Origin of the sequence: Shewanella sp. 6_MG-2023, assembly GCF_030547195.1 — a bacterium.
Classification (GTDB): Bacteria; Pseudomonadota; Gammaproteobacteria; order Enterobacterales; family Shewanellaceae; genus Shewanella.
This window is the reverse complement of the sequence record NZ_JAUOQU010000002.1, coordinates 144,568-159,679: the sequence shown is the minus strand read 5'-3', so window position 1 is coordinate 159,679 and position 15,112 is coordinate 144,568. Positions and strand designations below refer to the sequence as shown.

Genomic DNA, 15,112 nt, shown 5'->3' with positions numbered 1-15,112 from the left:
TAGAGAGTAATTTTAGCGTTATTTGTTTCAATTGAGTCATCTTCTTTTCTATAGCTGAAATCTGTTTTAGCTGCTGATAAAACAGATTTAAAAAATAGTGACTTACTGATCCCCTCCGCCAAAGAGCGATGTTATTTAATAAGCAGCTTTAGATTAAAAACCTCCGAGGCCTAATGCACTGATATCGATATGAATCTCATCTTCATACACACCACCAGGCCTATTTTCTGTTTCACCTATTTGAATCGTCATAGGAATTCTTTGACCGTTAGGGTTTTGCGGTGCATTAACAATTAGTTGATTACCTGCTTCCGAAAAATCAATCACACTGCCAGCAACACTGAATTCGTAGTCAACATCCCAGCGTACATGCTTACTTTGGTGTCTTAACTTACCTTGATTATCTGAACGGAAACTAATTTCATAGCCTGTAGTACTACGAATATACAAGTTAGGATCGATGTTTACCTTTTTACCTGTTGTTAATCGCCCAAGGTCTAATGGGTAAAGCCTTTGAGATAAGCCGTAAAAGCTAATGCTTGCAACAGGTGGAATACGAGATGAAATTAATTGGTTACGTTCATCTAGAACTATCGATGATTGTTCTGGGCTTGGGATGAGTTGAACGATTAATTGATTTGAATAATCCCCAGCAGCTCCAAATTGTTGTGACGGGAATCGTAATTGAAAACGAAAAGTAGATTGGTTAGGTGATACCTCTGCAAACCAGTGTCTATTTTGAATAAAACTGCCGGAAGTTTGAAGGTATGGCGTAAATGATAATAAATTGCCACCTTGACCTGTAAGTTCATACCCTTGCTGGACAGTTGAAATCATTAAACTCAAGGAGCAATCTTCATTGAGGTCACTAAAATTTACTTTCACCTCATAAGACTGCACTAAACCAAAAGTACTTGTCGCAAACACATCATATTGATTTTGAACTCCTGAACTCATTAAATTGACACTTTGCACTCGAGCGTCACAAGCAGCAAAAGCGCTAATAGTAAATAAACTAGAACCGATAATTATAGCGATCAGACAGAAAACCTTCTTAAGTTTTGTCTTAATCAACTTGATAGAGTTAGTCTGAGTCATATGTCCTCCTAGGAGATGAGTGTGTTATACATCTCGTGTTAATCAACATAAATCTTACCTAAGCGAAGTAATGCACCACTTTCATCGCTAATAATAAGCTCGTATGTACCTACTGATTCGCTATTTAGCTTGAGTAAATAGGTGCCAGGTTTTAGGCCGCTAATCGCAAATCGACCGCTGCGATTAGTAAAAAAGTCTAAAGCTTCAAAGTTTTCATCTGTTTGAGATATCGCTTTACCCGCTAATAAACTAACAGGTTCACCCGTTTTGTTATCAAAAATTGACCCCATAGCCGTGATAATTGCATCAGAGCCCACCTTTAGTGAGTAACCTTGTCTATATCCAGGATTGAGCGCGAACACCCCTTCACCTAAATCGTAACCAGGAGGTAAATCTGTTACATCATAGGAAATTAATTGCTCATTATATGCGACAAGATCTGGAACGACCATTGCACCTACACCGTCACTATGCACTCTCGCCCCTTCATCTGACATATCCACATCAATACGATTATTTGCTAAATTAGCGTGCGGTTGAATAATGGCAAAACTATCTCCGACAGGTCTACCTAAAGCAAATTGAGAACCCGAAAACACTAATGCTGATGAAAGTTCTGCTCGGCTAAAATGACTACTTTGCTTATTCGTAAAGTCGGTAAACCGGCTAGTATGTTGAAGGTTGGCTTGATACCGATTAGCAGAGTAATCAATACCCGCTTCTAGGTTAGCATCTGTATCACTGGTTCGCTGTGCACCGATAAACATATTGACCCCACCTGTTTTTCCGATGCCGTTAAGATAACTATATTCCGTTTTTAAATCTTCTAAGTCACTGCTATAACTACTCACCACGCGAGATGAACCAAACGGCCAACTTAGAGTAAGTAATGCATTAAATTCGTTACTTTCATCCTGATTATCTTTGTGTGTTAACCGAACACTCCAAGTGGCTGGGGTATCAAATAGATCACCAGAAAGTGCTGGGCTAATAGTCCAATAATCACCTTCCTTTTGATATACATCAATATAGTTAAGGGTTAGGCTAACTCGCAAAGCCTGAGTGATTGATCGGCTATAACGGCTGGTGAAAAAATGTTTGTTAATATTTAAAGAAGAAAGTAAATCTATAGGGTTAAAAACCGAATCATCAGATCTTTGAAACAAATCATCGACTCGAGTAAATGACTGAGAAAAATATTCATAAAAAAAACTGAGTTGAGAATTATCAGGGCCATCTTCGAAACTGACATCAAGCCCTAAACTGGCAGCCGCTCCTTCGCCAACTAAATCTTGGTTACTATAAGCAAGGTTTAAATCAAACACACCTAATCCTGTAGCAAACAAACTCCGTTGCCCCAGTTGGTAGATTTTAGGTGCCGCCTGCATATTTACGCCTAATGTTAGTGATGGCGTGAGACCGTACTCCAACATACCATCGACAACAAATGCATCGCGGTCGTATTTAAGCTTGTCTTCAACTAAATCACTCGTCACTCCTGAACTAAATGCATATTCAAATTCTCCAGGTTTTAGCAGATCCATACCCGTGGCAATACTAAAATTTATTCGTTCTTGACGTCCATTACGATCGGTTATCAATAACTCAACATCACTAACGCCTTCGGCTAAAGGAATATCCTCAAGATTATAAGAACCCGCACCAAGGCTGAGCCTTTTTACTACCACCCCATCGATTAAAACATCAACTTCAGAAGTTCGTTCTAAAGTGAATTGACGTGCAGCCGTTGGCCTAACATTTCTGGTTGGAATAAGTGAAAAGTCACGAGAAATCCCTAACCCAAGAAAATCAATACCAGACTGAAAACCACTGGGGCGACTATAAAAATCCCCCAAAACCATACGAGTACCCTGGCTAGGAAAGTCAATATTAAGACGCGTACCTTGGCGAGAGTACTCTCCAGATTGACCATCTAAATGATTGTAAACCGCCTCATACTCCAAAACGGCATTTCGGTAATTAAGCCCAGTTTCAAGAAGGTGGTTATAATCGAGAAAATTTTGGCTATCATCACTAATATTCGAAGTATTGGTAGCAGACAAGTGGAGATTTACATAACCATTCAATGATGACGCTTCTATATATCGACGGGTATTTTTGCTGGGAGAAAACGATAGGCCGCTAATTTTAAGCGCCTCAATCGGTGCTTGCATTATTAGCTCAAAAGTTGACATGTCGAATGTCAAACTAAGCCCAGCCTTAGAAAAATCAGCTTGGTTTAATACATCATCATGCTGAAATGTCGATAATAGCTCAAGCGTTTCCGGTACAAGGGTGTCAGCCAATAACGCCAAAGTGGATGTGGCTGGCAGTTCAATTTTTTGATCTGCTGTTATAGTTAATTCAACATCACCAATTGGACTGTCTTGTAATCGAAATAAACTTTGTAGATTAATATCCCGTCCAGTGGTGTTTAATATTACGTCCTCAGCCATGAGTGAAAAAGAGAGTAATAAGCACATTAGGAGCAATCGTTGAATTAATTTGCTCATAAAATTTACCGCACCACAGGGGTAATGGTTAAACTAAATCCTTCAGACAATACGCGACCAAGATTAATGGACACCTCACGTTTTGAATGTGGAGGAAAAAAGGTGTTAATTTGATCTGTTACAAGCGCCTCCTCTTCGATAGTAAATGTATTACCGTCGGCTTCTGTTATATTCAAATAATAATCATTAAGCGTAGCGTATTTATTACCTATATTATCAACCGTAAACTTTAACAATGACGAGGTATTTTGTTGTTTCTTTTGTAATGAATAATCAGTATCTATATTAATAATCTGATGTTGAATAGAGGATGTATTAATCACCAACTGAGGTTGCTGCTTGCTGGACGATACGTGAACTGCCGCATTAAAATGTACAAATATTTTAACCCCACTTTTACTTGCACTATCATCGACTAATTGAGGCTGGCTAAAACGAATAAAATAACTTTGGGAATTGGCTAAGGTATCTTGCCCCAGCCATTGAACACGAACGGAGTGAACTGCACCTGGAGCTAAAACGGTTGCTGGAGGAAATACTAATAAATCGGTGGAAGTCTCAGATATAACCTTATAGCTCGCACCACTTGCTAGGGGGTTAAACTCTATTTCATTAACATCAATTTCTACAGGTAAAGTTAAATTAGAATTATTTGTAATTAAAAATTGCTGATAATTAGCACGACTATCAATAGAGAGTGCGGTCACCATGGGAGAGATCTCTATTCCATACACTGGTTTTCCTAAGAACAGAGACATTAAAGAAATACCGCACCATCCAAGCACTGTTTGTAAGTTTATCGAATTGATGTACATAAGCCTCCTTTTTATCTCAAAGGTTCGTTATCTAAAAGAAACTACAAATTTGACACAGCAGGTGCCTGATAAAAAGTCTAACTCACTATTTCATAATTTCAATTTTAATCTCAATTTTATCCATACTGAATGATTCAATAGGCTTCATCGTTAACGTTCGAGAAGAGTTGGGTAAAAATAAACTGCCATTCAGTAACTCAGAAAGTTGCTCTTTATTTAACTGCAGTGAGTTTGCACCATCACTAACTTGCCATTGAGTTTCACTTAAACGTACATAGCGGTTACCAGAATTGTTAATCGTTATTTTCCACTCTCCATCTATTAATTTTAAATCTTCAACTAGCAAATTTGCTTTAGTATTGGTCGGCACTACGTTAATCAAGGTATTAAAATTAACCGCCATATTCACTTGTGAACTATCACCGTTTTCCATGGTAATCGGTATTTGACGAAAACCAACACTATAAGCTTTTGACTCAGCGATATCAGGTTCACCTAAATAGCGCACCATAACAGCTTGAGAATGGCCAGGTTTTAAAATAGCCGTCACAGGAATAATTAATAAATCATCTTCAGCTGGAATATATTCAATTTTACCAGAATTATTAATAACCAACTGCAGTGGTATCATCTCAACAGTGAGGGATTCACTGTCATTATTTTCTATACGCAGATTTAACTGTGCTTTTTTACCTACAGGTGACATTTCTGCCACCATAGGCTGCACTTTATAAGCAAAAGCATTCGGTAAACTAAAAACTGTTATAAGACTGACCATTGCCACTAGACATGATGTAGTCATATTTTTAATCATAAAACACTCCATATTAATATAATTAAATATGAGGGAGTGATATCCCCCTCATATTTTCACTGACTAAGCTAAATTAATTAGCCGCATTAATTTGAACGGTTAACGTATCAGAATAACCACCAGACCAGCTTGCACCACCAGGTGTACTAAATGACAATGTTGCAGATGCGCCACCTAGCAAGCCTCCTGCAGAATAATCTTTATTAACATTTGCACCATTAGTGCCCATACCACCAGGCGCATTAAGCACTAGGTCAGAACTATAACCAACTATGGCTAAAGTAGCCGTATAAGGCATAGATTGATCTTCAGCATCATCTGATTCTAGGCCACCTTCTGCACTAATCATTTCAATGTTTGCACCATCGACATCATTACATTCAACACCAAAAACAATATTAGAAGCGGTATTAGCGCCTTGTAAGTTACCAAAATCATTTAATTGAGTATTTAGACCTGTCACCTCACATACCGCAGGAACAAAACCAACTAATTGAACGTCACCAGCGTTAGCTGTACTGGCGAATAGTGCTGTTAAAGATGCCGCAATTAAAGTAATCTTTCTCATTGTAAAACTCCTTTTAAAATTTCAGATTGGTTTTTTACTATGCCGACCGATATTTGCCTATCGGTCGGCAACTTTCTCCATCTGGAGAAAACTTCATTAAATACCCTGCATGGTAAAATTAGGATAAACCTCAACATGCAGAATATCGGTGTATTTCCCGGCATATACCAATGCTTCAGGAAGGCTAATCTCTAAACTACCCGACGTCGCAAATGGAATTTTTTCGCCAGCATTAAATCGTTGCTCTTGTTGAATATCAAAACTATTCGCACTCATATTAAATTGAATAGATTCAATTTTTAAATCTATGTCGTAGGCTGCAATAATTCTATTTTCATCCTGAGTTTGATTTAATTTAAGCCCACCGTACTCAGAGCGAAGTGCGACCAACATCGTTTGGTTACAATCAATAGACAGCGTTGTACTGTGTATTAGCTGTTGGCTAAAATCAAAAGGCGAACTACTTGGAATAGTGATTTCACATTTATCTTCGATAACACCTGAGAGTGCCAAAGTGAGTGATTCGTTGGCATGACTAACTGTAAGCCCGAAGCAACAATGTAATACGAAGAATGCCGCAGTATTTTTCACTGCATAAAGCCCTTTTCCGTTAACTCTCATATCAATGTCCCTATAGATTGCCCAAACACGCTTTGCCAAAACAGGTGTATATGAAATCAATACATTGATGATAGCAATAAAGTTAATTTACAAAATATGAATTTAAGAATGAGTTTGTTATTAATCATTCATACTTGCAGTGTGCTTAATTCATACTTTTAAGATATTACAATAAACACAATTAAATTAAATATATAAAGCAATGACTTATTGAAAGGCTCGAGTCTGACATAGTTAATTAAGTATGAGATAGGTATTTAAGTATGACTCAGATATGACCTTTTTAACAAAACTGATAAACGAAAGGCTCATCATTGCTGATGAGCCTTTCGTCTTAAAAATGGCGAAATTATGGTGATTAGAACGCTAGATTGAGATGCTACATTTTGACTTGATCAAGCTTAACTATTGGCTTCTATTCTAATGTACGTTTAAAAAAAACGTGACTGCTGTAGTTCATTAGCTTTCACCACTAAAAAACTGCAACACAGCAGCTGGGATGATTTTAAACCCAACATTGAGGTGCTTTAAACCTGTTGTTCACATCAGTAAATTCTAGAAAGCAAAAAGCCCGCTACTTTTCAGTAACGGGCTTTTCTAAATATGGCGGAGAGATAGCCTACTTCTGAAATAGGAACCCTACATTGTGGTGCTATAAACCTGTTGTTCACATCAGTAAATTCTAGAAAGCAAAAAGCCCGTTACTTTCGTAACGGGCTTTTCTAAATATGGCGGAGAGATAGCGTATTGCTGAAATAGGAACCCTTGGGTTCAAACTCCCCTTATACGAAAAAAGGCTCATCATTTCTGATGAGCCTTTCGTCTTGAATATGGCGGAGAGATAGGGATTTGAACCCAAGGCTTCCGTATTAAATAAAAAATAAGTCGTTTAGTTTCAATTGCTTGCATTTAAATAGGTAGATAAGCTAAGCAATTGACAACTAAGATTGACTATATTTCTCGAGCAAATATATGTCAAGTAAATCTGTCGTTATACTACATTATAATTTGATTTTATTTATTAACCTTAAACATAAAATATTAGTATTTCACTCATACACTTAACCAGCGTTGACAGTTTGAAGCACCTTGTCGCCGTTTCCGCTCTAGATGCTCACAATAGTCAGTTAATGCAGGTAAAGCCCCTACTGCACCTTTGAATAACGCGCCAAATTCTGTGGTGATTTTTAACCAGTTTTCAGCAGGAATGTTCAGTCTGTTGAGAATAGCTTGGCTACTTGAGCTAATGGCGCCGCGCTTATCATCACGAATAATCCGCCCAGTATCTTCAACCAGCACGATGTAATCTTTAACGCTAAACATCAGTCCATTAGGCATATCTAAACGTTCATTTCCTACAAATGCCAGTAACGCTTTCGGTTGCTCACCTTTCATAGCTGAATTTATGCGTCGTTGAATACTGGTGTAATCTGAAGTTTCAGGTGTTGCAGCCATTTGCGCGCGAATTGGATTTAAATCAACATAGGCCATACAGGCGAGAACTGCTGCGTCATCAAGTAATGCTTGAGATTTAAAGCGCCCTTCCCAAAAACGACCCGTGCAGTTATCTTCTTTATTCGCCATTCGCGCAATGGGTTCACTTAAAGAACGCATAAACCAGCTAATATCAGTCAAGCGTTGGCGATATAGAGTTATACAGTCATTAACTGTCTTTAACTCAAATTCATTGAGTGCTTCACCTTTTACAAACTTATTCGTCAGCAAGGTGCCTTTAAAACCTTTATGCCATTGGGTAAGCACCTCGATATCAGACCAATGCTCAGCGCTATCCACATCGACTTTAAGCACAACATGTAAATGATTACTCATTACCGCATAAGCACAAATATCAATCGCAAAAATCGTCGCTAATTCAATAACTCGGCTATCTACCCACTCACGGCGATGTTCAAAGTTTTCGCCTGTCGACTTATCAAACCCACACAAAAATGCCTTACGTACCACACGCGAACAACAGTGGTAGTAAGGCGTATCCTCTAAGCTTACGAGTGTTTTTCTAGGTCTGGCCATCATCAATCACCGACTATTAAGCAATAACTAAAGCCTAGTAGAGTGTTTGATATTTAGCCAATTAGAATGGGTGGCCATGTTAAATTGGTAGCCATGCGGCGTCTGGTGGTATGACTAAACCATGTCAGTCCTTAAGGTGATGTTAACAGGATCCTAGTAGTTGAGGATTTGATCATACATAAACGATTAATACTCCAACGATAATGAGACTACTATAGTTAAATCTTAAACAAGTTCAGCGTTTATTGAACATGTTGAAAGGCGCAAACACTATAGGAATCGAATTATGACTAATAACAAAACCCTTGAGCTACCTGAATTTGAAATCAAAGATTATTCCAATATCCCACAGCGTAAACAGTTTTATCCCGCATCAGAAAAAGCTGTCAATATTGTCCGTGATTCTATGACCATTGATACCCTATTTTCTGCACTATATCCCAGTCAGTGGTCTTCACCTGAAGCGCCAGAATTTCACGATGAAATGGACCGTTGTAAGGCTGCTGGTTTTAAAGTACTTGCAGCATGTCCATCTGCGGACTCGTTAGACGCCTCTGTCGATGGCATCATGAAAGGCACAGATTTTTATCTTAATAAAATGAGAGAACGCCCAGACAGCTACAAAATTATCCGTACAACAAAAGACATTGATGATGCGGTAAAAGAGGACAAGCTTGGGCTATTTTTTACTCACCAAGGCACCCAGATATTTGGTGGCGATGTGGACCGTGTCGCTTTGTGGCGTGAGTTAGGTTATGGCTACTGTCTATTAGCTTACAACAATCGCAATGAAGTAGGAGATGGTTGCTTTGAACCTGAAAATCGCGGTTTGACCGCCTTTGGTAAAAAGCTGATTGATAGCTATAACCGTTACGGCATGGTGGTAGATGTTAGCCATACAGGCGAACGTACCTCGCTTGATGCTATAGAGCGCAGTAGTCAACCTGTTATTTCTTCGCACTCAGGTGCAAAAGCCATGGCCAATTATCAACGTAGTTTATCTGACGAAGTAATCAAAGCCATCGCAGAGAGTGGTGGTGTATGCTCAATCAATATGGTTGGCGCATTTATGGACACGTCTAACCCAGATATTGTTACCACAGACGCGCTATTCCGTCATGTCGATTACATGGTGAACCTAGTTGGTATTGATCACGTGGGTTTTGGTTCAGACTATATTCCCAATATTAATTTTACTGCCTCAATCATGCAAACCCCAATGGGCGCTGCTGTTTTCCCTGATGGCGGCTATAGTGCAGCAGCAGGTGCAAAGGGCTTCCCTACTCCAGCACCTTACCAAATTGTAGCGGCACTGATTGATAAAATGCTACAAAATGGATATAGCCAAGAGGATTGTGGCAAATTCTTGGGTGGTAATATGTACCGAGTATTTGATCAGGTGTGGCGTTAGTTGATTAATGTTAGTTGATTAATGTTAGTTGATTAAATATTGAGTCGTAAAAAGCACTGCCAGCCCAGTCTAAAGACTGGCGGTGCTAATTTGAATTTAGACATTTCTGAGGTACAAAATCACGCTGTTGTCGATTATTTTAGACTGATCCACGGGTATTTGTTCAGCCACAGATAAGAAATGAAAACCTTTATTGCATAAGGAGTTTGCTAAACAAATAGGTGTGAACTTCACGTTTGGGCGGTTCTGCTCATGTACAAAGCAGGTACATTGTCTGAGTCAATCCTTTCAAGGCCTATAAGTGTTTAACGGTGAACCCTTTGTGGAATACATCCAATCTAATCCCCTTTCTTGCTACGACATTCTTTGCTACCGCCCAAGCTATATGAGCGGTTAAATAAAGAAAACTCTCTTAAAATATGATCGATATAAGGGAGGGTTACAACTTCCGCTGCTTCAACGTATAACGCACCTTACGCGGATTCACTTATGTTCATCTTACTGACTACCTAGCACTCACCCGATTTGTGGTTATCAGGAGGATCGTCCTCTCGCGATTTAGATCCCGAATAGTCCATGACCATTCTTCGTTACATTGTCAGAGCCGCTACTTTATTCAGGCTCATAGGTTCATCTGGTGATACAGATGGTTCACACATTAAGCGGTGAACAGCGCTTCATACGACTTCACGTCGCACGCCCCATTTCGCGTTAAAGTATTTACTCAGCACCAGAGCAAGCTCACAGTTTTTCATTAGAATATAATGTGACCAGCCATAGATGCAGGCGATATCAATTTATAGGATCTCATCGCCATTCCAATCCCAGTCAATTTGGGAAATATCACGGGAGACTTTGTATAAATACCATCCGAGCAAAGCGATAATACAAAGGATTATAAAGGTAAAAAGCATATCATCCCCTTAGAGCTTTCATGTGACGTAACTACAGGGCTTACCATGGCAATTGAGTGCCATCGTAGACAAAAAATGAACCTGAATGTTTAAGTTTTAAATTGTCGATGACATTAAGCATGCCTTTAACACTCTCTTCTACTGTTACCTTGCCTTCCTTGCCACCCATATCGGTTTTTACCCAACCTGGATGAATTGCCATGGTCTTCACTCCCGCTTCGGATAATTCACAGGCTAGAGATTTAATTATTTGGTTGAGGGCCGCTTTTGATGCTCGATAGCTGTATCGTCCCCCTGAGCGGTTATCATCAATACTGGCCAGTATTGAGGTCATCCCGATTATGGTTTTATCTTGGCCGGCTAGAATATTATTGAGCAAGGCCTGCGTGATTAACATGGGTGCGATGGTATTGACCTTTAACACCTCTAGCCATCTTTGCTGATCCATATTGCCTAAGTTGTCACATCCTTCACCACTCACCCCAGCATTATGAATAAGTACATCAATAGGTTGCTCTTTAAACACCTCAGTTAAAGCGAGAATATCTGTTTCATGACTAACATCTAGAGCATAAGGGCGAATGGTTGAATACTGTTGTGCTAACAGGGTTAACTCATGCGCTGAATCAATATCGCGACAGCAAGCGATGACCTTGTAATGTCGCTGTGCATATTGCTTTGCAAGCTCTAATCCTAAGCCACGATTAGCTCCAGTAATAAAAACGGTTTTCATTGAGTGCCTCTTATCAGTTTCAATCTTGTCTAATACCAATCAATATAAGTTGCGAAAAGCTGGCCAATGCTGCTGCATTGACCAGCTCTAAGGGTAAGAGTCGTGTTTATTTCATTAATACATTTTTACCATTAACTTTCTGCACGCTTATCAAGACGGCCACTAAAGCGGGTCAAAGCAAGCGCTATCAGTACAACTACTGCACCTACCCAAGGTGTATGCATTAAGCCTGCTTCAGCGACAACCATCCCTCCGCCCCATGAACCAAGTGCAATACCAACGTTAAAGGCGGCAATGTTTAAACCGGAAGCAACATCCACTGCATCTGGTGTATATTTTTCAGCAAGTTTCACTACATATACTTGTAAACCTGGAACATTACCGAATGCAAATGCCCCCCAAACTAAAATCGTGGCTACCGCGGCAATAGGGTTAACGGCGGTAAAATTGAACACGATAAGCACAGCTGCAAGACCAGTAAAAATAATGCTAAGGGCTTTTATTGGGCCCATTTTATCGGCCATTTTTCCGCCCCAAATATTACCAATCGCAACTGAGACTCCATAAACCAACATAATTAAACTAATTGCATTCGCACTAAAGCCAGTTTCTTGCTGCAAAATAGGAGCAAGGAAAGTGAATGCTGTAAAAGTGCCGCCATAACCCAGTGCAGTAATCGCATAAACCAGTAATAATCTAGGTTGAGTTAATACCTTAAGCTGCGATGAAAGCTTAGCTGCAGCAGGTTGTTTTAAGTTATTTGGTACTAAGAAAGCACTACCAATTAATGCGATTAAACCTAATAGCGCAACAACTAAGAAGGTTGATTGCCAGCCAAAGGTTTGACCTATATATGTCCCAAGCGGCACGCCTGTGACTAACGCCACGGTTAAACCAGTGAACATAATCGCAATGGCGCTGGCGGCTTTTTCTTTTGGTACCAGACCGGTAGCAATGGTTGAACCAATGGAGAAAAATACACCATGGGCTAAACCTGTCAAAATACGAGCGATAATCAGGGTGTTATATCCAGGTGCTTGCCATGCAACTAAGTTACCGACAACAAACAGTGACATGACGGTAATCAATACGTGTTTACGATTCCACTTTCCTGTTAAAGCCGTTAAAACCGGGGCGCCAATGGCAACACCAAGTGCATAAAGGCTAACCAGCAAGCCTGCTGAAGGCAGTGATATATTTAGGTCGGAGGCCATGGTCGGGAGTAGCCCCACGATCACAAACTCCGTTGTTCCAATAGCAAAGGCGCTGAGCGTCAATGCAAGAAGTGCTAAAGGCATAATATTTACTCTCTGTTGTTTGAAAATGACCAGCAATAGCCGATGTATTGGTCGCTATGCCGTCGCGTTGTTAATTGATGGGGGGCATTTTGCATTAAAGATGTTTTGTGAAAAACAGAGGTTTTTACAAATGATATTTGTTATAAATGCAATAAAGCTGATGAGCGATTGGATAAAGTTGAGGGAAATAGCATGCGAACAAAATCTGATGATTTAGCCATTTTACTCGCTGTAGTCGATACCGGAGGTTTTTCAGCGGCAGCAGAGAGCCTAGATATCCAAGTCGCGCGAGTATCCAGAGCGGTCAGTAAAGTGGAGAGTCAACTTGGGGTCACTATTCTAAACCGAACCACTAGACGTATTGAATTAACCGATGAAGGACGCCAGTTCATTGACTCTGTGCGGGTGGGGTTAATGCAATTACAGCAGGCGGAAGAAGATATTATTTCCCGTGGGGAATTGCCCAAAGGCCGTTTACGTGTCGACGCGGCTAGTCCGTTTGTGTTTCATCAACTGGTGCCATTGGTGCAGTCATTTAATCAAGCCTATCCCGATATTGAGCTAGAAATAACCTCCAATGAAGGCATTGTGGATTTACTAGAAAAGAAAACCGATTTAGCAATTCGGATTGGTACCTTGAGCGATTCAACGCTACATGCTCGGTCGCTGGGTCGAAGCCCCTTGTATATTGTGGCTTCACCAGAATATATCTCAAAACGCGGGCTCCCCACTAAAAGCAGCGATCTTGCTCAGCATAATCTCATTGGATTTGTCGCCCCCAAAATTTTGAATGACTGGCCTTTAAAAGGTTTTACCCAACTAGACGCTTTGATGTCATCAAGTAATGGCGAAACCATTCGACAAATTGTGTTGGCAGGAAATGGCATTGCATGTCTATCAGGGTTTATGGTGAATAAAGATATTGCCGAAGGACGTTTAATCTCGCTGTTGGAGAGCGAAAAAATCAGTCATCCAAGAAGAGAACAAGTCAACGCTGTGTATTATAAGACTTCTTCTGTGGCCAAGCGGATCTCCGCTTTTATTGATTTTATTAAGCCAAAGCTAACCCTGTAACCCGCTTAAACAAGCTGATTATTGCAATTTCTACAAATATCATTTGCCTTTATTGCTATAAATGATTGGTGACTCATTTGCTAGTATGCCCCTATCAAATGAAGAGGGCTCAACTATGTCACTATCACTATTTAAACCATTCACATTGGGTGGACTCACACTCAAAAACCGCATTGTCATGCCACCGATGACGCGTTCAAGAGCCAGTCAGCCTGGTGATGTCGCAAATGACATGATGGCAACCTATTACGCTCAGCGTGCCAGTGCAGGATTGATTGTGTCTGAAGGTACGCAAATTTCAGCGACGGCAAAAGGCTATGCATGGACCCCAGGTATTTACACACCTGAGCAGATTGCTGGTTGGCGTAAAGTGACAGACGCTGTGCATGCCAAACAAGGCGCTATTTTCGCGCAGCTTTGGCATGTGGGAAGAGTCACTCACCCAGATAACATCGGTGGTAAGCAACCGATTTCTTCCTCCGCATTAAAAGCGGAAAACGTCAAAGTATTCGTTGATAATGGCAGTGATGAACCTGGTTTTGTTGACGTCGTTCAGCCTAGAGCAATGACAACAGCCGATATTCAGCAAGTGATCGAAGATTACCGTCAAGCCGCATTGAATGCCATTGAGGCAGGCTTTGATGGCATTGAACTGCATGCCGCTAATGGTTATTTAATTAACCAATTTATTGATTCAGAGGCGAATGATCGCACTGATGAGTACGGTGGATGTCTTGAAAACCGTCTTCGTTTTCTTGATGAAGTTGTTACTGCAATGGTCGATGCCATTGGCGCTGATCGCGTTGGTGTGCGCTTGGCACCTTTAACAACCCTCAATGGTACTGTTGATGCAAACCCTATTGAGACTTATACCGCTGCCGCAGCGTTACTCAATAAACATCATATCGTGTACCTACATATTGCTGAAGTCGATTGGGATGATGCACCAGATACACCCGTCTCATTCAAACGTGCTATGCGCAATGCTTTTCAAGGCGTGCTGATCTACGCAGGTCGCTATAACGCAGACAAAGCAGAGCACGCTATTCATGATGGATTGGCAGATATGATCGGCTTTGGTCGACCTTTTGTGGCGAATCCCGATCTTCCTGAACGTCTACTTCACGGCTACCCATTGGCAGAGCATGATCCAAACACCTTGTTTGGTGGTGGTGAGAAAGGTCTGATTGATTATCCAACGTATAAAGCTTAAGGGGGTAAG

12 protein-coding genes are annotated in these 15,112 nt (G+C 40.4%); 3 read left to right on the top strand and 9 right to left on the bottom strand.

Going from position 1 to position 15,112, the window contains the following annotated elements:
- Positions 1 to 153: 153 nt before the first annotated feature.
- The 7 genes from Q4533_RS01935 to Q4533_RS01905 form a co-directional block, all read right to left on the bottom strand.
- Positions 154 to 1,098, bottom strand: coding sequence for a hypothetical protein (locus tag Q4533_RS01935; protein ID WP_303501628.1), 945 nt, complete (start codon positions 1,096 to 1,098; stop codon positions 154 to 156).
- 38 nt (positions 1,099 to 1,136) lie between these two features.
- The gene (locus Q4533_RS01930; RefSeq protein WP_303501627.1) at positions 1,137 to 3,611 is read right to left on the bottom strand and encodes a fimbria/pilus outer membrane usher protein; all 2,475 of its coding nucleotides are present in this window, start codon (positions 3,609 to 3,611) and stop codon (positions 1,137 to 1,139) included.
- 5 nt (positions 3,612 to 3,616) lie between these two features.
- A complete protein-coding gene (locus Q4533_RS01925; RefSeq protein ID WP_303501625.1) occupies positions 3,617 to 4,426 on the bottom strand; it encodes a hypothetical protein in 810 nt (269 codons plus the stop codon).
- An 85-nt stretch (positions 4,427 to 4,511) separates the two neighbouring features.
- Positions 4,512 to 5,240, bottom strand: a complete 729-nt coding sequence (locus Q4533_RS01920; RefSeq protein ID WP_303501623.1) for a molecular chaperone — start codon at positions 5,238 to 5,240, stop codon at positions 4,512 to 4,514.
- 73 nt (positions 5,241 to 5,313) lie between these two features.
- The gene (locus Q4533_RS01915) at positions 5,314 to 5,808 is read right to left on the bottom strand and encodes a hypothetical protein (RefSeq protein WP_303501620.1); all 495 of its coding nucleotides are present in this window, start codon (positions 5,806 to 5,808) and stop codon (positions 5,314 to 5,316) included.
- A 96-nt stretch (positions 5,809 to 5,904) separates the two neighbouring features.
- Positions 5,905 to 6,429 (bottom strand): hypothetical protein, encoded by a 525-nt coding sequence (locus Q4533_RS01910; RefSeq protein ID WP_303501618.1) that lies wholly within the window; start codon positions 6,427 to 6,429, stop codon positions 5,905 to 5,907.
- A gap of 1,053 nt (positions 6,430 to 7,482) precedes the next feature.
- Entirely contained in the window at positions 7,483 to 8,460 is a 978-nt protein-coding gene (locus Q4533_RS01905) for a transposase (protein WP_303501700.1), read from the bottom strand.
- A gap of 286 nt (positions 8,461 to 8,746) precedes the next feature.
- Between Q4533_RS01905 and Q4533_RS01900 the strand changes: the two genes are divergently transcribed.
- A complete protein-coding gene (locus Q4533_RS01900; RefSeq protein WP_102436120.1) occupies positions 8,747 to 9,871 on the top strand; it encodes a dipeptidase in 1,125 nt (374 codons plus the stop codon).
- Positions 9,872 to 10,825: 954 nt separating this feature from the next.
- Here the strand turns inward: Q4533_RS01900 and Q4533_RS01895 are convergent.
- Both Q4533_RS01895 and Q4533_RS01890 read right to left on the bottom strand, forming a co-directional pair.
- Entirely contained in the window at positions 10,826 to 11,518 is a 693-nt protein-coding gene (locus Q4533_RS01895) for an SDR family oxidoreductase (protein WP_102519779.1), read from the bottom strand.
- A 131-nt stretch (positions 11,519 to 11,649) separates the two neighbouring features.
- Positions 11,650 to 12,816 (bottom strand): MFS transporter, encoded by a 1,167-nt coding sequence (locus Q4533_RS01890; RefSeq protein ID WP_029235440.1) that lies wholly within the window; start codon positions 12,814 to 12,816, stop codon positions 11,650 to 11,652.
- Positions 12,817 to 13,008: 192 nt separating this feature from the next.
- On the opposite strand from Q4533_RS01890, the gene Q4533_RS01885 reads away from it, so the two are divergent.
- Together Q4533_RS01885 and Q4533_RS01880 are read left to right on the top strand one after the other, a co-directional pair.
- Positions 13,009 to 13,890 carry a LysR substrate-binding domain-containing protein gene (locus tag Q4533_RS01885; protein ID WP_017062691.1) on the top strand — a complete coding sequence of 294 codons (882 nt, stop codon included), beginning with the start codon at positions 13,009 to 13,011 and terminating at the stop codon, positions 13,888 to 13,890.
- A 115-nt stretch (positions 13,891 to 14,005) separates the two neighbouring features.
- Positions 14,006 to 15,103 (top strand): alkene reductase, encoded by a 1,098-nt coding sequence (locus Q4533_RS01880; RefSeq protein WP_303501614.1) that lies wholly within the window; start codon positions 14,006 to 14,008, stop codon positions 15,101 to 15,103.
- The last annotated feature ends 9 nt before the right edge of the window (positions 15,104 to 15,112 follow it).